This is a genomic window from Streptomyces alboflavus (assembly GCF_000716675.1).
Taxonomy (GTDB): domain Bacteria; phylum Actinomycetota; class Actinomycetes; order Streptomycetales; family Streptomycetaceae; genus Streptomyces; species Streptomyces alboflavus.
This window is the reverse complement of sequence record NZ_JNXT01000003.1, coordinates 346,144-363,687: the sequence shown is the minus strand read 5'-3', so window position 1 is coordinate 363,687 and position 17,544 is coordinate 346,144. Positions and strand designations below refer to the sequence as shown.

The 17,544-nt window shown below is 72.1% G+C and carries 18 protein-coding genes and 1 pseudogene; 10 read left to right on the top strand and 9 right to left on the bottom strand.

Annotated elements, in window-relative coordinates; genetic code table 11:
• Positions 1–110 precede the first annotated feature (110 nt).
• Together OO63_RS04460 and OO63_RS04455 are read left to right on the top strand one after the other, a co-directional pair.
• Positions 111–845: an FG-GAP repeat domain-containing protein gene (locus OO63_RS04460; RefSeq protein WP_234311009.1), complete on the top strand. Its 735-nt coding sequence runs from the start codon at positions 111–113 to the stop codon at positions 843–845.
• Positions 846–1,011: 166 nt separating this feature from the next.
• Positions 1,012–1,680, top strand: a complete 669-nt coding sequence (locus OO63_RS04455) for a helix-turn-helix transcriptional regulator (RefSeq protein WP_051810556.1) — start codon at positions 1,012–1,014, stop codon at positions 1,678–1,680.
• Positions 1,681–2,008: 328 nt separating this feature from the next.
• On the opposite strand, the gene OO63_RS04450 is transcribed toward OO63_RS04455, so the two are convergent.
• Positions 2,009–2,812, bottom strand: a complete 804-nt coding sequence (locus OO63_RS04450) for an alpha/beta fold hydrolase (protein ID WP_078618903.1) — start codon at positions 2,810–2,812, stop codon at positions 2,009–2,011.
• Positions 2,813–2,921: 109 nt separating this feature from the next.
• Positions 2,922–4,112 carry an MFS transporter gene (locus OO63_RS04445; protein ID WP_234311006.1) on the bottom strand — a complete coding sequence of 397 codons (1,191 nt, stop codon included), beginning with the start codon at positions 4,110–4,112 and terminating at the stop codon, positions 2,922–2,924.
• 180 nt (positions 4,113–4,292) lie between these two features.
• On the opposite strand from OO63_RS04445, the gene OO63_RS04440 reads away from it, so the two are divergent.
• On the top strand, positions 4,293–4,865 hold the full coding sequence (locus OO63_RS04440) for a TetR-like C-terminal domain-containing protein (RefSeq protein ID WP_030356590.1): 573 nt from the start codon (positions 4,293–4,295) through the stop codon (positions 4,863–4,865).
• A gap of 55 nt (positions 4,866–4,920) precedes the next feature.
• On the opposite strand, the gene OO63_RS04435 is transcribed toward OO63_RS04440, so the two are convergent.
• Genes OO63_RS04435 through OO63_RS04425 form a run of 3 tightly spaced genes read right to left on the bottom strand, consistent with a single transcriptional unit; the run spans position 4,921 to position 7,412 of the window.
• Positions 4,921–5,646 carry an FAD:protein FMN transferase gene (locus OO63_RS04435; RefSeq protein ID WP_030356589.1) on the bottom strand — a complete coding sequence of 242 codons (726 nt, stop codon included), beginning with the start codon at positions 5,644–5,646 and terminating at the stop codon, positions 4,921–4,923.
• A gap of 1 nt (position 5,647) precedes the next feature.
• Positions 5,648–6,061, bottom strand: coding sequence for an FMN-binding protein (locus OO63_RS04430; protein ID WP_030356588.1), 414 nt, complete (start codon positions 6,059–6,061; stop codon positions 5,648–5,650).
• 13 nt (positions 6,062–6,074) lie between these two features.
• Positions 6,075–7,412 carry a ferredoxin reductase family protein gene (locus OO63_RS04425; RefSeq protein WP_078618901.1) on the bottom strand — a complete coding sequence of 446 codons (1,338 nt, stop codon included), beginning with the start codon at positions 7,410–7,412 and terminating at the stop codon, positions 6,075–6,077.
• Positions 7,413–7,565: 153 nt separating this feature from the next.
• Between OO63_RS04425 and OO63_RS04420 the strand changes: the two genes are divergently transcribed.
• Together OO63_RS04420 and OO63_RS41260 are read left to right on the top strand one after the other, a co-directional pair.
• On the top strand, positions 7,566–8,264 hold the full coding sequence (locus OO63_RS04420) for a response regulator transcription factor (RefSeq protein WP_030356586.1): 699 nt from the start codon (positions 7,566–7,568) through the stop codon (positions 8,262–8,264).
• A complete protein-coding gene (locus OO63_RS41260) occupies positions 8,261–9,832 on the top strand; it encodes a sensor histidine kinase (RefSeq protein WP_037631121.1) in 1,572 nt (523 codons plus the stop codon). Before OO63_RS04420 ends, OO63_RS41260 begins: the two co-directional genes overlap by 4 nt.
• A 78-nt stretch (positions 9,833–9,910) precedes the next feature.
• Here OO63_RS41260 and OO63_RS43140 read toward each other — a convergent pair whose 3' ends face one another.
• Positions 9,911–10,780 carry an alpha/beta fold hydrolase gene (locus OO63_RS43140; RefSeq protein ID WP_234311004.1) on the bottom strand — a complete coding sequence of 290 codons (870 nt, stop codon included), beginning with the start codon at positions 10,778–10,780 and terminating at the stop codon, positions 9,911–9,913.
• Between the two features lie 260 nt (positions 10,781–11,040).
• On the opposite strand from OO63_RS43140, the gene OO63_RS04405 reads away from it, so the two are divergent.
• The 4 genes from OO63_RS04405 (at position 11,041) to OO63_RS04390 (ending at position 14,864) form a co-directional block, all read left to right on the top strand.
• Positions 11,041–11,907, top strand: a complete 867-nt coding sequence (locus OO63_RS04405; protein ID WP_030356583.1) for an AraC family transcriptional regulator — start codon at positions 11,041–11,043, stop codon at positions 11,905–11,907.
• A gap of 164 nt (positions 11,908–12,071) precedes the next feature.
• Positions 12,072–13,184, top strand: a complete 1,113-nt coding sequence (locus OO63_RS04400) for an ABC transporter substrate-binding protein (RefSeq protein ID WP_030356582.1) — start codon at positions 12,072–12,074, stop codon at positions 13,182–13,184.
• A 72-nt stretch (positions 13,185–13,256) separates the two neighbouring features.
• Complete coding sequence (locus OO63_RS04395) at positions 13,257–13,697, top strand: OsmC family protein (RefSeq protein ID WP_030356581.1); 441 nt, start codon at positions 13,257–13,259, stop codon at positions 13,695–13,697.
• A 153-nt stretch (positions 13,698–13,850) separates the two neighbouring features.
• Positions 13,851–14,864, top strand: a complete 1,014-nt coding sequence (locus tag OO63_RS04390; RefSeq protein ID WP_051810527.1) for a hypothetical protein — start codon at positions 13,851–13,853, stop codon at positions 14,862–14,864.
• On the opposite strand, the gene OO63_RS04385 is transcribed toward OO63_RS04390, so the two are convergent.
• Complete coding sequence (locus OO63_RS04385; protein ID WP_199819437.1) at positions 14,845–16,461, bottom strand: GMC oxidoreductase; 1,617 nt, start codon at positions 16,459–16,461, stop codon at positions 14,845–14,847. The genes OO63_RS04390 and OO63_RS04385 overlap by 20 nt on opposite strands.
• 109 nt (positions 16,462–16,570) lie before the next feature.
• Positions 16,571–16,810 (bottom strand): annotated as a pseudogene (locus tag OO63_RS04380) (Rid family hydrolase); the annotation flags it as partial.
• Between OO63_RS04380 and OO63_RS04375 the strand changes: the two are divergent.
• Entirely contained in the window at positions 16,767–17,282 is a 516-nt protein-coding gene (locus OO63_RS04375) for a MarR family winged helix-turn-helix transcriptional regulator (RefSeq protein ID WP_051810526.1), read from the top strand. The pseudogene OO63_RS04380 and the gene OO63_RS04375 sit on opposite strands and share 44 nt — an antisense overlap.
• A 4-nt stretch (positions 17,283–17,286) precedes the next feature.
• Here the strand turns inward: OO63_RS04375 and OO63_RS04370 are convergent, their stop codons facing one another.
• Positions 17,287–17,532 (bottom strand): hypothetical protein, encoded by a 246-nt coding sequence (locus OO63_RS04370; protein WP_234311000.1) that lies wholly within the window; start codon positions 17,530–17,532, stop codon positions 17,287–17,289.
• Positions 17,533–17,544 lie beyond the last annotated feature (12 nt).

The window sequence follows — 17,544 nt, the reverse complement described above, 5'->3', positions numbered from 1 at the left end:
CGAGAGCTCCGGGCGCCCCGCCGGGATCGTTCCCGCGAGCGGCGCCGCGGCAGGCCCGATGTGCGAGCACGGCTCAGCAGTAACGACATGGGAGTTCGTAGATGCAACGCATGCGCTCACGTTTGATCGCCGCGCCGGTCGCGGCCGTCGCCCTGACCCTGACCGCCGGCGCACTCCAGGCCAGCGCGGCCGGGTCGTCGTCCTCGGGCGGTGCGGGACAGTCCGGCAAGGCCGCCGCGGCCGCCGCGTGCCTGGCGGGCACCACGACGCTGGTCGGCGACCTCGACGGTGACGGTCGCCCGGACAAGATCTCCAACCCCGGTCACACCGGCACCAAGATGACGGTCCAGTGGGGCACGGCGAGCGGCTCGTTCGGCGCGAAGAAGTCCGTCGGCAAGCTGCTCGGCGCGAAGCCCGGCGAGGTCGCGACCGCCGCTGTCGCCGACTTCCAGAAGGACGGCAAGCTCGACATCGTCGTCAACATCGTCAAGCCGTCCGGCATCGACGACCCCGCGACGGCGCGCCTCGCCGAGTACCGCCCCGGCCCGCTCAAGCGCACGAACCTCGGCTCCGCGCAGGCCCGGCACTCCGACATCGGCGACCACGGCGAGGCCAAGCAGCTGCGCGTCGCCAACTACAACGACGACGCGTACCCGGACATCGCGATCCTCAACAACTCCGGTGACGGGTCCTGGGACCGGCACGTGCGGCTGTCCAAGCGGAGCAGCGGCCCCGGCGGTTACGTCTACGAGCAGCAGACGAAGTACGGCGAGACCGGGACCCCGGCCGAGCCGCCGTCCATGCCCACCAACGGCTGGAAGCACTTCTACAAGCCCTGCTCCTGACCCTCTGAACACCGGGCGCCGCCGATCCCCCGTGTCGGCGGCGCCCGGCGCACCACCGAAGCCTCAGCCGCAGAAGTGAGGAAGTCCCTTGTCCGCGTCGCACCCGTCCGCCGTGCCCTCCGTTTCCTCCGTGTCCCCCGCATCACCCGTCTCCCTCGTGCCCTCCATACCTTCCGCGCCCTCTGCTGTCTCCGCGGCCTCGGCTCCCGCCGCGCCCAAGGCGACCCGGGTCAAGGTCAGCGTCACCGCGCCCGACCCGATCAGCCGCGAGGGGGTCCTCAGCCAGCTGCGGCGCCATCCCGAGGTCGAGCTGTGCGAGGACTCCGGGCACGCCTCCGTCGCGTTGCTCATCGAGGACGTCCTCGACGAGGCCGCGCTCGCCCGGCTGCGGCGGACCGTGCGCAGCGAGGGCACGCGTGCCGTGCTCGTCGTCGGCACGGTCCGCGAGAACGAGCTCCTCGATGTCATCGAGTGCGGTGTGGGAGCCATCGTCTGGCGCCGTGAGGCCACCACGCACCGCCTGGTGCAGGCCGTCCTGACCACCGCCAAGGGCGGCGGCGACCTGCCGCCGGACCTCCTCGGCCGCCTCATCGGCCAGGTCGGGCGCCTCCACCGCGGCGGCACCGACCAGCCGGGCACCACGCTGGGCCTCACGCCCCGCGAGGTGGACGTCGTGCGCCTGGTGGCCGAGGGCCTCGACACCTCCGAGATCGCGACGAAGCTGTCGTACTCCGAACGCACCGTCAAGAACGTCATGCACGGCCTCACGACCCGGCTCCACCTGCGCAACAGGTCGCACGCCGTGGCGTATGCGCTGCGCGAGGGGTACATCTAGACGAAGCGCCGGGTGCGGACGGGCGGCTGTCCGGGTTCCTCCGGTGGGAGACGATCCACGGGAGGGGGTGGCGGCAGGGCAGAATGGGATCATGGCGATATGCAAGACGTGCGGTGGGCGAAAGCGCCGTTGGCCCCGTTCCTGCTCCAGGTGCCGTGCGGGGTCGACCGGTGAATCCGTTTCCACGGCCGGTGAACTGGCCGTGGAAACGGGACTGCTCGGGTGGATCGCGCGCGGAGTGACAGGAGTGGTCCGGGCGGTACTGCGCGTGCTCAACTGACGCGTTTCCGGTGTGGGCGGAGGTGGCCCCCCGGCCCACACCGACCTCTCATCGGCTCCGCAAGCCGGCCAACAGCTTCGCCGTGGCTTCGGGGGCCTCCACAGGGAAGTGATGGGTGCCGAGGTCGACGGGCACGATGTCGAAGCGGTCGCCGTAGCGGTCGATCGCTTCCTGCGTCACCAGGTCGCGCACGGCGAACACGGTGATCGGCTGCTTCGTCTCGCGCAGCGCCGCGTCCATGTCCCAGTGCACCAGGCCCTCGATGGCGCGCAGGCCCGCGGGCTGCCGCACCGCGACCATCTTCTCGAAGTAGGCGTCCATGAGCGCCTGATCGGTCCCGGCCGGCGAACCCCCTTCGACGAGGCCGCGCACCGCCCCCGCGAAGTCGTCGCGGAACAGCCCCACAAAGGCGTCGGCCTGTTCGTCGTTCTGCGCCGGGAACAGGGACAGGTAGTGCAGTCCGTCGAGCGCGACCACGTGCGAGACAGTGCCGGGCAGCAGCCGGCCGACCTCGACGGCGACCGCCGCGCCGAGGGAGTGCCCGGCCACGACGGCCTCGGTCACCGACTCGGCCTCCAGGACCGCCGCCACGTCCCGGGCGAACTCCCGTATGGTCCACACCTCGCGCGTCGACCGTGACGCGCCGTGCTCGGCGAGGTCGACCGCAAGGACGCGGTGGTCGTCGGGCAGGTGCCGGGTCACGGCGTCGAAGTCGCCGCGGTCGCACGCCCAGCCGTGGACGAGGACCAGGGCCGGTCCTTCGGCCGGTCCTTCGGCCGTGTAGTGGATCGTCGTGTGGCCGGATCGCGGGGCGACCAGGTGCTTGCTGATTCTGCTGTTCGGGGTCGGCACGGTATCTGTCCTTCTTTCGCTTACGTACGAGGTGGTTCCGTATCGGGCGGTCGCCGGGGTCTTGGCGTACGTGGAGCAGGGGATGCCGCGGCTGTCGTGGATCGGCGTCTCACTCCCCCGGGGTCACGACCGCACGGCGCTGGGTACGCAGTTGGTTCATGCGCAGCAGGAAGGCGACCGAGACGATCACGACGATCGTCAGCGCGTATATCTCGGTCGCGGTCCGCAGGCCCAGGGCGGTGACGGCGATGCCACCGAGCACGGCGGGCACACTGTTGCCGAGGTAGCAGATGATGTTCGCAGAAGCGAAGAGTGCGCTGCGCTCATGCGGTCTGGCGAGGCGGGCGAAGGTGCCGAACGTGGCGAGGACCGAGGCGCCGAGGCCGACACCCGCGACGACCGTGCCCGCGGCGCAGAGCCAGACGAGGTCCGCCACGATGCCGGCGAGCGCGGCGAGGACGCCGATCCCGAGCAGCGCCGACGAGGGGGCGAGCAACGCGGACGCGGACCGTGAGCGCAGCACGGCGACCGCGAGCGCCCCCGTGCCCGCGAGCAGCGTCACGACGACGCCACCGACCAGGCGGCTGTGCAGCCCCAGCAACTGGGCCGCGACGGACGGGCCGAGGGAGAGGAACAGACCGGCCAGCGCCCATCCTGCGACCATCGCGGGCACCACCGGGACGATGTCGGCGCGCAGATGCGCGGGCAGCGCGGCCCGTGGACGCAGGGAGGCGACGGCTCCCGGCCGCCGCGGGGAGGTCTCCGGCAGGACGGCGGTGAGCGCCGCCGCGAGCACCATGGCGCCCAGGAGCAGGGCGTACACGAGGCGCGTCGGGGCGGGCCCGAACGCCACCAGGAAGCCGGAGCCGAGAGCGCCGAGAGCGAGCCCGGTCAGGGGCGCCACGGAGGTCACCACGCCCGCCCGACCACGGGCGTGCGGCGGTTCGAGGTCGACGAGGGTGGCGCTCAGGGTGGTCGTCGCCGCACCCGTGGCGATGCCCTGCAGCACCCGGGCGGCAGCCAGGACGGTCACGTTCCCGGCGGTGAGGAAGAGGACGAGCGCGACCGCCTCCAGCGCGACCGCCGCGGCCAGCACGGGCCGTCGGCCGAGGTGGTCCGACAGCGCCCCGACGGTGAGCAGGGAGCCCAGCAGGCCGACCACGTACAGGGCGAAGACGACGGTGAGCACCCATGCGGAGAAGTGCCATTGCTGCTGGTAGATCGAGTAGAGCGGGGACGGCACGCTGGAGGCGGCCAGGAAGACGACGAAGACGGCGGCCACGCCGGGGAAGGCGGCCACGCGCGGCAGACGGTGGGTGTCCTTGTCGGAACGTAGGGCGGAGACAGCAGAGTCAGCGGATACGGCAGAGTCAACAGACACAATGAATCTCGCAATGATCTGTGCGTTAGTGGTGTGACGCTAACACAAACGCAGTGATCGCTGCACTACTAGCGCAGTGATCAGTGCGATACTGGCCGGGTGTCCACCACCGCATCGCCCGCCCCGGGAGCCGGAAGCCGACCCGGAGGCCGCTCCGCCCGAGTCCGCGCGGCCGTCCACCTGGCCGTCAGGGAACTGGTCGCCGACGACCCCGGCGAGCCGCTGACGATCCCGGTCCTCGCCACCCGCGCGGGCGTGCACGCCACCACGGTCTACCGCCGCTGGGGCACCGTCGGCGAGCTGCTCGCCGACGTCGCGACCAGCCGTTTCTCCGGCGACATCGTGGTGCCGGACACCGGGAGCCTCCGCGGCGACCTGGAGCGCTACGCGTCCGACCTCGCCAAGGACCTCTGCGACCCGGACACCCTCGCCCTGGTGCGCGCCACCATCGGCATCGGCGGGGAGCAGGGCGCCGCCGCGTGCCGCGGGGAACGCCAGCAGCAGCTCGAAGCCATCCTGGAACGGGAGCGGGCCCGGGGCGGCCAGCCCCCCACCCTGGAGCGCACCACGGACGCCGTGCTCGCCCCCCTCTACTACCGGGGCGTCTTCACGAACGATCCGCTCACCCCCGAGTGGACCCGCACCCTCGTGGCACACCTGCTGCCGGACTGACCCGCACCGACACTCGCCCCCGTCGGCCTCGAACTCGACGGCCCCGCCCCGGCCCTCACGCGGCGACGGGGAACCCCGCCGTCCGCAGCACCCGCTGCCCCTCGTCCACCGCGAACACCTCGCAGCCCTCCCGCGAGGCGGCCCATTCGATGCCCTCGGTGCCCATCGCGAACGCCGCCGTCGCGGTGGCGTCCGCCTCGGTCAGCGACGCGGCCGCGACGGTCAGGCTGAGCAGGCCACGGACCGGGCGGCCGGTGCGGCCGTCGAGGATGTGGTCGCCGCGCTCGTACCGTGCGGACGTGGCGACCGCGCCCTCGGTGAGGTCCAGGACCGTGCACAGCCGGTCGGCGTGCTCGGGGTGGCGTACGCCGACCCGCCAGGGCCCGCCGGACACGACGACGTCTCCCCCGGCGTTCACGCAGAACCGGGTGGCCCCGGCGGCCGCGAGGAGGTCCGCCGCCTTCTGCACCGACCAGCCCTTCACCACCGCGCAGGGGTCGAGGCCGCGCCCGGGAAGACGGACGTCGAAGGCGCCGCGGGTCGCGACCCGGTAGTCCTCGCACAGCGTGAGGATCTCCAGGAGGTCCGGGCTGATCTCGTCGGCCGGGACCTCGCCCCGGTCCAGGCGGGACACCTCGCTGTCGGGCTTGAACGGGCTGAACCGCGCATCGGCCTGGCGCAGCCACGCGAACACCGCGTCCGCGGCGGCCTCCGGCTCGGCCGCCCCCTCGTCCACGCGCACCGAGACGGGGAAGCCCATGACGTGTTCGACGCGCAGCACGTCAGGCGCCGCCCTTCGCGTCGATCGCGGCCTGCAGCGACTCCTTGTAGCCGTCGCTGGTGACGGTCGCGCCGGACACCGTGTCGACGTCGGCGCTCTGCTCGGACAGCGTCTCCTCGACCAGTTTCGGCACGGCGGCCGTGGTCTGCGGGTGGTGGGGCTGCTTGAGCATGCGTACGGAGCTGATCCGGTCACCCTCGAAGGTCACCTCGACCTGGACGGGGCCCTTCTCCGTGGTGACGGTCGAGCCCTGGACGGTCCTCGTGACGGTGCCGTCGGAGGACGACGCCGGTGGGGAGGAGGGCGTGGGGGCAGGGGCGGCCTCGGTGGACGTCGAGCCGAGGGACGGTTCGTAGCGCCACAGCGGGATCACCGCGGCGGCGGTCAGGGCCAGGACGGGCAGTGCTCGCTTCATCGTGTTCCCCTCGTCATCCGGCCAGGCTGAAGCGCTCGGCGTGTATCTGGGCCCTGGGGACACCCAGGTCGCCCAGGGTGCGCAGGACGGCGGTGGTCATGCCGGGCGGTCCGCAGACGTAGACGTCCCGGTCGGCCACGTCGGGCACGAGGGTGGCGATGTCGCGCGGGGCCAGCTTGTCGGGGACGGCGGGGCCGGTGACCAGGTGCAGTTCGGCGCCCTTGGCGTGGGCCAGCTCGGTCAGCTCGGCGTAGAGGACCGCGTCCTGGTCGGTGGCCACCCGGTAGATGAGCACGACGTGGCCGTGCAGCTCTTCGAGGAGGGCGCGCATGGGGGTGATGCCGACGCCGCCCGCGATGAGCAGGGTGTCGGGGCGGGTGCGGTGCATCGTGGTGAAGGCGCCGTAGGGGCCCTCGGCGAACACCCTGGTGCCGACCTTGAGGTGGCGCAGGGCCGCGGTGCCGTCGCCCGCGGTCTTCGCGGTGAGCCTCAGGTGGGTGCCGTCGGGGGCCGCCGACAGGGAGAACGGATTGGCCTGCCACCAGCGGTCCCTGGTCAAGAACCGCCAGAGGAAGAACTGCCCGGCGCGGGCGGGCAGCCGGTCCAGGTCGCGGCCCGAGACGTAGATCGAGACGACGTGGTCCGACTCGGGCACGACCGCCGTCACCCGCAGCCGGTGGCGCAGATTGCGCCTCACGGGCAGGACGACACGCCCCACGAGCACCGCGCCGAGAGCCGTGCCCCACAGCGCGTACCAGTACGCCGTCGCGGTCGCCGAGGCCGTGAAGGTCGAGCCCGCCGCGACCTGGTGGGTGAAGGCGAGGACCACCGCGAGGTAGGTGTAGAGGTGGATGAAGTGCCAGGTCTCGTACGCCAGTCGGCGCCGGGCGTAGCGGGCCGAGACCGCGCCGACCACCATGATCAGGGCCATGGCGACGATGGCGCGCAACACGCCCTCGACGGTCTCCGCGAGGTCGACGAGCTGGTCGACCGGGCCCATCGACGAGGCCTGGGCGTAGCCGAAGACGATGAACACGCCGTGCGCGACCAGGAGCCACAGCAGGCCGAAGCCGACCCAGCGGTGCCAGGACGTCAGCCGGTCCATGCCGATGCGGCGGTCGAAGAACGGCAGCCGGGCGACGAGCAGCAGCTGGAAGGCCATCAGGAGCGCGGCGTAGAGCCCGGCGAGGCGGCCCGTCACGATGAGGGCGTTGGAGGCGAACCCGGCCTGGACGAAGAACACGGTCACGACGGCGACGTTCGCCGCGAGCAGGGCGTACAGACCGGCGCGGGCCACCGCTTTCGGGCGGACCGCCGTCCGGGGTGGCTCAACACGGTGGAGGGTCGTCACGGGCGGCAACTCCTAGATCGGCGCCTGGGAGCTACGAGACTGCCCGCCGGGAGCTGTCGTTTTCCTGTCGCTGAACTTTCAAGTGCCTATCGATGTGGGCGCGGGGCGGTGGGCGGCTGGGGTGGCCGCGGGCGCGTGGCGCACTATGGGCGGGTGGAAAAAGTGCGCCTTCTCGTCGTGGACGACGACCCGCCGATCGCCGACCTGGTGGCGACGGTCGCCCGCTACGAGGGCTGGGACGCAGTCACCGCGCACACCGGCGAGGAGGCCCTGCGCCGGGCGGCGGAGTTCCAGCCGGACATCGTGGTGCTCGACCTGATGCTGCCCGGCCTGGACGGCTTCGCCGTGCTCGACCGGCTGCGGGCGTCCGGGACGATGGTGCCGGTGGTGTTCCTCACCGCGCGGGACGGGGTCTCCGACCGGGTCGCGGGCCTGACCAGGGGCGGCGACGACTACCTGGTCAAGCCGTTCGCGGTGGAGGAGCTGATGGCCCGCCTGCGGACCGTGCTCCGCCGCAGCGCCGGTCCCGGCTTCAAGCGCTCGGTGCTCCAGGTGTCGGACCTGACGATGGACGAGGACACCCGCGAGGTGCGGCGCGGCGAGCGGCTCCGCACGCTCACACCCACCGAGTACGAGGTCCTTCGCTATCTGATGCGCAAGTCACCGACCGTCCTCACCAAGGCGCAGATCCTCGACCACGTCTGGGAGTACGGATTCGGGGGCCGCTCCAACGTCGTGGAGCTGGTCGTCAGCCGGCTGCGCCGCAAGCTCGACGACCCGGACGACGGCGGCGCGGCGCTCATCCACACCGTGCGGGGCGTGGGGTACGTGGTGCGACAGGTCGCCGAGTGATCCGCCGGTTCGCGCGGACGTACCGCAGGATGCGCCTGGGCACCCGGCTCGCCCTCGGCCTCGGCGTGCTGTCGCTCGCCGTGTTCGCCGTCGTCGGCACCGCCCTGTCGACGTACATGCGGGACTATCTGGAGCACCAGCTCAACAGCCAGATGGCGCTGGTCCAGGGCACCCAGGCCAAGGACGCCGAGCGGCACGGCACGGTGGAGCGGCAGCCGTTCTACCGCTGGTACACGGCCGTGTACGACGTCACGGACGACGAGGCCGTGCTGCGCAGGCCCAGTGAGGTGCCGTCGGACGCCGGGAAGCTCTCCGCCGTCGCCGAGGTCCAGCGCGACTCGGGGGCGAAGGAGGTGTTCCGCACCGCGCACATCAAGGGGCAGGGCGACTACCGGCTGCGGGCCTGTGAGGTCAGTCCCGGCGTCGTCCTCGTCACCGCGGCGCCCCTGGAGGACATCGAGAAGACCATGGACCGGCTGCTCATGGTCCAGATCGTCGCGTTCGCGCTCGCCCTGGTCGGCCTGGTGGTCCTGGGCCGTGCCCTGCTGCGCCGTGGACTCAAGCCGCTGAGCGACATGGCGCACACGGCCCGCGGCATCACCTCGCACGACTTCACCGACTCGGCCCGCCTTCCGGTCCGCGTCGACTCCGACGCGGGCGGCCCGGAGGTCGGCGAGCTGCGCACCGCCTTCAACACGATGCTGGAGCACATCGACGACTCGCTCGCCGTCCGCACCGAGGCGGAGCAGCGGCTGCGCCGGTTCGTGGCGGACGCGTCGCACGAGCTGCGCACGCCCCTGATGTCGGTACGCGGCTACGCGGACCTGTTCCAGTACGCGGCCGCCAACGAGCCCGCCGAGCGGGACAAGCACCTGGCACGGCTGCGCGCCGAGGCGGCCAGGATGGGCCTCCTCCTCGACGACCTGCTCCTGCTCGCCCGCCTGGACGCCGCCGACGTGGAGACGCCGCTGCGCCTGGAGGACTCGGACCCGGTGCGGCTCGTGAACGAGGCGGCGGACGCGTTCCGGGCGGGCCGTCCCGGGCATCCGCTGACGGTGCGGGTGGACGGGGATCCGGCGGGGCGTGTGGAGGGTGACTCGGCGGGGCGGGGCGGCGGTGACCTGGCGGTACGCGAGGTGAGTGAGTCGGCGGGGCGGGGCGAAGGTGCCCCGGCGGCGCTCGTGGGCAGCGACCCGGCGGTGCCCGTGGACAGCGACCCGGTGGTGCGGCTGCGTCTCGACCCGCTCCGCGTCCGGCAGGTCCTGGACAACCTCCTCACCAACGCGGCCGTGCACACCCCGCCCGGCACCGAGGTGTCGCTGACGCTGTCCGTCTCCCCCGACGCCGTGGTCGTGCGGGTCGCCGACTCCGGTCCCGGCATCCCCGCGGCCGACCAGGAGCGGGTCTTCGACCGCTTCTACCGCGTGGACAAGGCCCGCACCCGCGACCGCGGCGGCAGCGGCCTCGGCCTCGCCGTCGCCCGGTCCCTGATCCGGGCCCACAACGGCACCATCGACGTGACCAGTGCTCCGGGGTCGACAGTCTTCACGCTCCGGCTCCCCCGTTAGCCGCGTATTCGCTGGTCGGCTTGTGCGGCGATCACACTGGCCCCGATGCCGCGGCGCCGGTCGTGGCCGACCGGCGGTTCAGGCGCCCACGGCGTCTCGGACGAAGCGCCGAAGGTGTGCGCGCACGGCGTCGGGCTGCTCCAGCCAGGGCTCGTGCCCCGCGTCTTCGACGCGGGTCAGGGGGAGATCGAGCTGGAGCGCGAGGGAGTCAAGCGCCGACAAGGGCCGGGGATCGTCGGCCCCGCCGAGGAGTTCCGCGCGCGCGGGCAGGCGCGTACGCAGTTCGGCCAGGTGGTCGTCGAGGGGATCCGCGCGTCCGTCCCTGCCGAGCTCGGCGTTCATGGACCAGTTGACGGGGCGCCGGTGCCGGGCGCCTTCGGCCGCCCAGTGCCATCCGCGTCCGGGATCGGCGTGGTCGGTGAACCAGGACAGCGTGAGCAGCTCGACCTCCTGCTCCTCCGTGCGGTGCGGCAGCTCCTCCAACGCACGGAGCCGCTCCTGCTGGGCCGCGGTCATGCGGCGGCGGCGCTCCGCCCGGTACTCGGCGCGCCAGTCCCCGGTGAACGGCCCGCACATCAGCAGGGCCGCGGCGACCCGGTCGGAGTGCCGCAGGCAGAACCGGCTCGCCAGATCGGTGCCGTAGGAGTGCCCGATGAGCACGGCCCTGGGCACGTCCCACGCGTCGAGCAGCGCGGCGAGATCGTCGACATGCCGGGCGAGGGAGTGCGGGCCGTGCCACGGGGACCGGCCCGTGCCGCGCTGGTCGTACCGGTACACAGGCGCGAGGTCCGCGACCATGGGGGCGAGGGCGCCCAGATAGTCCGGCAGCCCCGGGCCGCCGTGGAGCAGGACCACGGCCGGCTTCCTGGCCGTGTCCCCCAGCGCCGTCCAGCGCACCTGCGCCTCGTCGGGCATCGACACGAGACCCTGCGTCTTGGTCAACGTCACCGCGCGAACGTACCGGATGCCACTGCCGGGCGGCGGCCCGGGCCCGCGGATCGTGGGCACGCGCCGTCTGACCCACCACGCCGCCCGACACATCGCGCCGCCCGGTCCACCCCACCACCCGATCGGCGGCGCCCTCTGCTCCCCCAGCCCGTACACGCGCCGAGCCGCGTGCCCACCCGACTCGATCGGGCACAGGATGTCGGGTCGGGCCAGGTGCCCGCCGCCTAGCGTGGTGATCACGCAAGAGGAAGGGGACCGGGGTGCTTGAGCGTCTCAACCAGAGCCTGGAGTACATCGAGCGGCAGCTCGACCAGGACGTCGACGTGGCCGAGGTGGCGCGGATCGCGGCCACCTCGGAGTACCACCTGCGCCGGATGTTCTCCGCGCTCGCGGGCATGCCGCTGTCGGAGTACGTACGCCGCCGTCGGCTCACCGTCGCGGGCGGCGAGGTCCTCGCGGGGCGCGAGTCCCTGCTGGACATCGCGGTGCGCTACGGCTACGGCTCGGGCGAGGCGTTCGCCCGGGCGTTCCGCGCCCTGCACGGGGTCGGCCCCGGCGAGGCACGGCGTACCGGCGCGGCGCTCGTCTCCCAGGCCCGGTTGACCTTCCGCCTCACCGTCGAAGGGAGCAGCAGCATGCGTTATCGCGTCGTGGACAAGCCGGACTTCAGCGTCGTCGGGCTCAAGACCCGGGTGCCCTTGGTGCACTCGGGGCCGAACCAGGCGATCATCGACTTCGTCCGCGGGATCGCCCCGGCGACCCTGGAGGGCCTGGAGAAGCTGTCGGACCAGGAGCCGCACGGCGTCGTCGCGATCTGCGACGACCTGGACCCGAGCCGCGCCGAAGGCACCGAACTCGACTACTACCAAGGGGTGATCACCTCCGCGGCCGCCCCCGACGGCGCCACGGTCCTTCCGGTCCCCGCCGGTACGTGGGCGGTCTTCACCACCAGCGGCCCCGCGCCGCAGGCCATCCAGGAGCTGTGGCGGGACGTGTTCACGCAGTGGTTCCCGTCCAACCCCTACCGCAGCGGCCCCGGCCCGGAGATCCTGCGCACCCGCATGTCCCCGGACAAGACCGAGGCCGATGCGGAGCTGTGGCTCCCGGTGGAGCGGGAGCAGGGCTGAGCCCGGCCCATGTCGGCAGTCCAGTCCGTCCCGGGCACGAGAACCGCCACGGGACGGGCCGCCGACATGGGCTGTTCGCGGCTCAACTACTCTCGGCGCCACTGACGTTCACGCCGTGATCCGGCCGACCATGGCCGCATCGCCTCTCGGGGAGACGCCCACGTATGAATACGCCACCAGCACCACAGGGAGCGGAGCGCGCCGACGACTCGGCCGTCCGGATCGGCGCACTCGTCCCGCTGACGCCGCCCGGCTGGGTCGGGGCGGGCCGGCACCTGCTCGCCGGGCTCGAGTTGGCCCTACGAGAAGTCAATGAGGCCGGTGGGATCGCCGGGAAGCCGCTGGAGCTGGTCGTCCGGGACACCGCGGCTGATCCGCTGCGGGCCGAGGCGGCCGTGGACGAACTGGCCGGCCTGGGCGTCGCCGCGGTGGCGGGGGAGTTCCACAGCGTCGTCGCCCGCACCGCCGCCGCCCGGGCCGACGCCCTCGGCCTGCCGTTCCTGTGCTCGTCGGGGGTTCTCGACGCGCTCACCGACGAGCCCACGGACCGGGTCGCGCGCCTGGCCCCGGCGCAGTCCCACGGCTGGCGGATCTACGGGGACTTCCTGCTCGGCGCCGGCCACCGCCACATCGCCGTGGCGGCGGACCCGAGTGTGTACTGGGCGTCCGGGACCCGCATCCTGCGGGACCACCTCGCCCCTCGCGGCGGCACCGTGACGGAACTCGACGCGCGGGCGCTCACCCCCGCGGAGCTGTGCGACGCACTCGTCGCCACGGGCGCGACAGCCCTGCTCCTGCTGGTCGGCCACCCTGATCCGGCCGTGCCGATCGTCAAGGCCGTCCGCCACGACCCGCGTCTCGCCGACGTCCTGATCGGCGCTCCGGCCGGGCAGCCGGAGCTCGCCGACTGGGCGGCGTCCCTCGGCTCCGACGGCGCCGCGGTCCCGTTCCTGCGCTACCTGCCCGAGCAGCTCACCCCGCTCGGCGCACGCGTCGAGGGCGTCCTTCGTGAGCGGCTGGCCGGGACGCCGTCGTTCGTCGCCTTCGAGGGCTACGACACGATCGCCGTCCTCGCCGAAGTGCTGCGCTCGCACGGGGCGGACCGGGCGAGCATCGCCGCGTCGTGGCCGCACGTCGCGGTGGGCGGCACTCGCGGGCCGATCCGGTTCTCCCGCACGCCGGGCATCAATGTGTGGCAGTGGGCCTGGGCACCGGTCCAGGTCGTCGACCGGGACCCGGCGCGGCTGGATCACTACCGGGTCCTGCACGTCGGCTGAGAGGGGCGGGGCGGGCCGAGGGGAGCGCGGCAAGCGGACCGTCGCGAGGGGCGTGGGGTTACGGTCGTCGCCATGACTGACAATTCACTGCGTTCTGTCTCCCTCGAGCGGTCCGGTCCCGGCCTGTTCACCGCGACCAATGCCCGCGGCGGCACGGTCACCTTCGGCACCGGCTCCGGGTCCGACTTCACGCCGGTCGAGCTGTTCCTCGCCGCGATCGGCGGCTGCACCGCGGCCGACGTGGAGGTCGCCACGAGCCGTCACACGGATCCGACCGCCTTCACCGTCACCGTGACCGGCCACAAGGTCGAGGACGAGAGCGGCAACCGGATGACGGACCTCGACGTCGCCTTCACCGTCGCGTTCCCTGACGGTCCTTCGGGGGACCGCGCCCGCGCGATCCTCCCCCGCGCCGTGAAGACCTCGCACGACCGGCTCTGCACGGTCAGCCGCACCGTCGAGGCGGGCACCCCGGTCAGCGCGACCGTGTCCGACGCGGCCGGCGGCGCCTGACCCCCACGCGAATGTTATGGGTACATGACAGTAGGCGCGGGGCGCGCGGAGCCCTACGGTGCTGGGCGGACGCAGGCGACGGGTGGCGACGGCAGCTCGCCTTCCGTCGCCTGCGGCACCCCCCACACACGCTCGCTTCGAGAAGAGGTTCTCGTGAGCCGCAGAGTTTCCGCCCGTCTGCTGACGGCCTGCCTCGTCCTGGCCCTGAGTTCGGGCACCGTCGCCGCCTCCGGTCCCGCCTCGGCCGGGGACACCGGGCAGGGCCGTGCCCCCGATCCCTACTGCTACGACGAGCCGTCGCAGCCGAACGCCGATCTGAGCGACCTCAAGGCGTCCTTCACCTCCGCGAACTGGATGCGGACCCTCCAGGCCATGTACAAGCGGCGCTGGCCCAGTGGGGAGGCGCTCGCGATCGCCCAGGCCAACGACAGGTACTGGGACCAGTTCGTGGACAAGCGGAGCTTCGACGGGTTCGCCGAGTCGATGATGGTGGCGATCCACGAGGAGACCCACATGTGGGACCTCGACCCGTCCCGGACCCGGTGGGACGTCCACAGCGCGGCGTGGATCAACGCCGGTCAGCAGGCGCTGACGGTGCCCCTGCACGGCGGCTTCCCCCGCAAGGAGATCCTGCCGCTGATCAAGGACACCCTCAGCTCCTCCATGGACGACATCTACCTGCGGGACCAGCAACAGGGCTCGTACCGCCTCCAGGGAGTGCTCGCGGAGCAGAACGCCGGGCTCACCGGACTGCCCGCGGTGACGGTGCTGCAGGAGTTCATCAAGGGCGTCGGCGCCGGCAACGCCCGGGACATCGCCGCGACCAACCTGCGCTACCTGCTCCTCTATCTGCGCGTGGCCAAGGACAAGCACCCCGACTACTGGGCCAGGATCAAGGCCGAGCCGAAACTGCGCGACCTGGTCCTGACCCAGTTCCTGCGGACGGCGTACTGGCTGGAGAAGTCCGCGCCCTACACCGGCAAGCTCGGCAGCAAGGACGCCGACAGGATCACCGCCACGAACTACGCCCCGGAGAACATCGCCGTCCTGGAGGAGTTCACCGGCCGCAAGGTGCGCCTGGACTCGCAGAAGCACTGCACCGTGGCGGCCCGTCAGGCTCCCGACGCCCTCGGAAGCAGGGAGGCGCCTACAGGTCAGCGGCGATGATCTTCTCGATGTTGCGTTCGGCGAGCGCCGTGATGGTGACGAACGGGTTGACGCTCGTGTTGCCGGGGATCAGGGCGCCGTCGATGACGTAGAGGCCCGGATGGCCGTGCAGACGGCCGTAGTTGTCGGTGGCCTTGCCGAGGACCGCGCCGCCGAGGGGGTGGTACGTGAGGTGGTCTCCCCAGATCTTGTACGTGCCGAAGAGGTCGGTGCGGTAGATCGTCCCCTCCTTGGCGTTGATCTTGTCGAAGATCGTCTTGGCGGCGTCGATCGACGGCTGCTTCCAGGCGGTCTGCCAGTTCAGCTCCGCCCGGCCCGCCGCCGCGTTCCAGGTGAACTGGGCGCGGTGCGGGTTCTTGGTGATCGACAGATAGAACGAGGCGTACGTCTCGATCCCGGTCGGCAGCGGCGCCACTTCGGCGAACGCGCCGCCCGCGGCCCAGTTGTCGATGCCCGCGGTGGGGATGGCCGACTGGAGGCTGCCGGTGGGGTCCCACAGGTGGTTGGCGCGTCCGCACATGACGTTGCCGTTGTCGCCCCAGCCCTTGCCGACCTCGCCGTTGAGGTGCGGCAGGGCGCCGGTGCCCCGTAGCTTCACCAGGAGCTTGCTGGTGCCGACGCTGCCCGCGGCGAAGAACACCTTGTCGGCGGTCATCGCCTTGGTGGCGACGGTGTCGCCGGTGGTGTCGATCTGGTCGACCGTCACCGTGTAGCCGCCCGCGGCCGCCGGTGTCACCGAAGTGACCTTGTGCAGCGGGGAGACGGTGACGCGGCCGGTCGCCCGTGCGCGGGCGAGGTAGGTCTGCTGCAGGGACTTCTTGCCGTGGTTGTTGCCGTACAGGATCTCTCCCGCGAGCGCCGACTTGGGGGCGGTGCCCGCCGCCTCCCGCTTCATGTAGTCCCAGTCGTACACGTCGGGCACGAACACGAACGGGAAGCCGGAGCGCTGAGCGTGCTTGCGGCCGACGCGGGCGTACTTGTAGCACTCGGCCGTCTCGAACCAGGCCGGGTCGATGACGCTCACGCCGAGTCCCGCGTTGGCGCGCGGGTAGTAGGTGCCGTACATCTCCCCCGCGTCGACCGAGGGCAGGACCGCGGCGAAGTTCTCGCGTTTCGGAGTCACCGCCATGCCGCCGTTGACCAGGGAACCGCCGCCCACGCCACGGCCCTGGTAGACGATGATGCCGCCGAACTCCTCGGCGTCGAGGATGCCGGTGTGGCGCGGGACGTCCCGGTCGATGGGGAAGCCGAGGAAGTTGCTCAGCGGCTGCTTGGTCCTGGTGCGCAGCCAGTAGGAACGGGCGTCCGGGCTCGTGGTGTTGGCGAAGATCTTGCCGTCGGACCCGGGGGTGTCCCAGGCCATGCCCATCTCCAGCATGTGCACGTCGACGCCCGCCTCGGCGAGCCGCAGGGCGGCCACGGCGCCGCCGTACCCCGTGCCGATCACCACGACGGGAACACCGGCGCCGTCGACCGCCCGGGCAGCAGGGGCCTGCGCGGCGAGCGCCGCGGTACCCAGAATAGAACTCGTTCCAACAATGAATCTTCGACGTGACAGACCATCAGATGCCGTGTCACGCAAGGATTTACCACTCATGTGACCTTCCTCACTCTTGGCTGAATCAGAACGAGTTCTACTGCTGGCCGCACGGGAAGTCACGACATACCTAAAAGTAACTTCTGTCCGATCTTGCGCGTTTCTTCGCTCAGTCACCGCGCCCGACGACAGCGGTGACGCGGATCTCGACCCGCATCTTCGGCGCCGCGAGCACCGGTACGCCGACCTCGGTCCAGATCGGCGCACGGTCACCCATGCGCGCGCGGAACTGCTCGACCATGACGCGGGTGTGGGTCTCGCCGACCTCCTCGGCCGATTCGGGTACGTGGTACGAGTTCACGGCTATGACGTCCCGCCAGGTGGCCCCGGCCTCGGCGAGGGTGCGCTCTGACGGCGCCGCTGACGACGCGCTGTGGCTGTCCGCCCCGGAGAAGGAGGCCTGGACCGGCCTCGTCTCCCTGGCCCTGCTGCTCCCGGGGCGCCTCGAGTCGCCGCTGCAACAAGAGGCAGGCCTGACCCTGTTCGAGTACCTGACCCTCAGTCATGTCTCGGAGGCCCCCGAGCGCCGCCTCCGGATGAGCGAGCTGGCCTATCTCGCCAACGGCTCCTTGTCACGCCTGTCCAACGTCGTCAAGCGGTTCGAGAAGCGTGGCTGGATGGAGCGGTGGCCCGACCCCGACGACGGCCGCTACACCATCGCCGCCTTGACGGACGCCGGGTACGACGTGGTCGTCGCCGCCGCACCCACCCATGTCCGCTCCGTGCGCCGGCTGGTGCTCGACCGGCTCAGCGCCGCCGACCAGCAGGCGCTCGCCCGGATCGCCGAGAAGCTGCGCGTGCGCCCGGCCGACCTGGCGTAGGGCGTCACCGCGTCGCGGGCCGCACGGAGCGGGCACGGCGCAGGGCGAGGACGAGCGCGGCCCCGGCCGCGACGATCAGACCCACGAAGCCGGGGTGGATGTCCTTCGACAGGCTCTGCGCGCCGTCGGGCCGCACCAGCCAGATCGCGAGCGGGATCGCGAAGGAGAGGGCCAGAACGGCGGCGGCGACGCGGACCGCCCGGTCGCGGACGCGGGTGAAGGCGCCCACCAGGGCGATGACGACCGGCACGCCCGAGATCAG

Bases quoted from the DNA above. Each gene is read 5' to 3' on its own strand.
- OO63_RS04395 (WP_030356581.1), top strand. From the start codon at position 13,257: ATGACTGACAATTCACTGCGTTCTGTCTCCCTCGAGCGGTCCGGTCCC.
- OO63_RS04460 (WP_234311009.1), top strand. From the start codon at position 111: ATGCGCTCACGTTTGATCGCCGCGCCGGTCGCGGCCGTCGCCCTGACC.
- OO63_RS04400 (WP_030356582.1), top strand. From the start codon at position 12,072: ATGAATACGCCACCAGCACCACAGGGAGCGGAGCGCGCCGACGACTCG.
- OO63_RS04430 (WP_030356588.1), bottom strand. From the start codon at position 6,061: ATGAAGCGAGCACTGCCCGTCCTGGCCCTGACCGCCGCCGCGGTGATC.
- OO63_RS04385 (WP_199819437.1), bottom strand. From the start codon at position 16,461: ATGAGTGGTAAATCCTTGCGTGACACGGCATCTGATGGTCTGTCACGT.
- OO63_RS04375 (WP_051810526.1), top strand. From the start codon at position 16,767: ATGACGTCCCGCCAGGTGGCCCCGGCCTCGGCGAGGGTGCGCTCTGAC.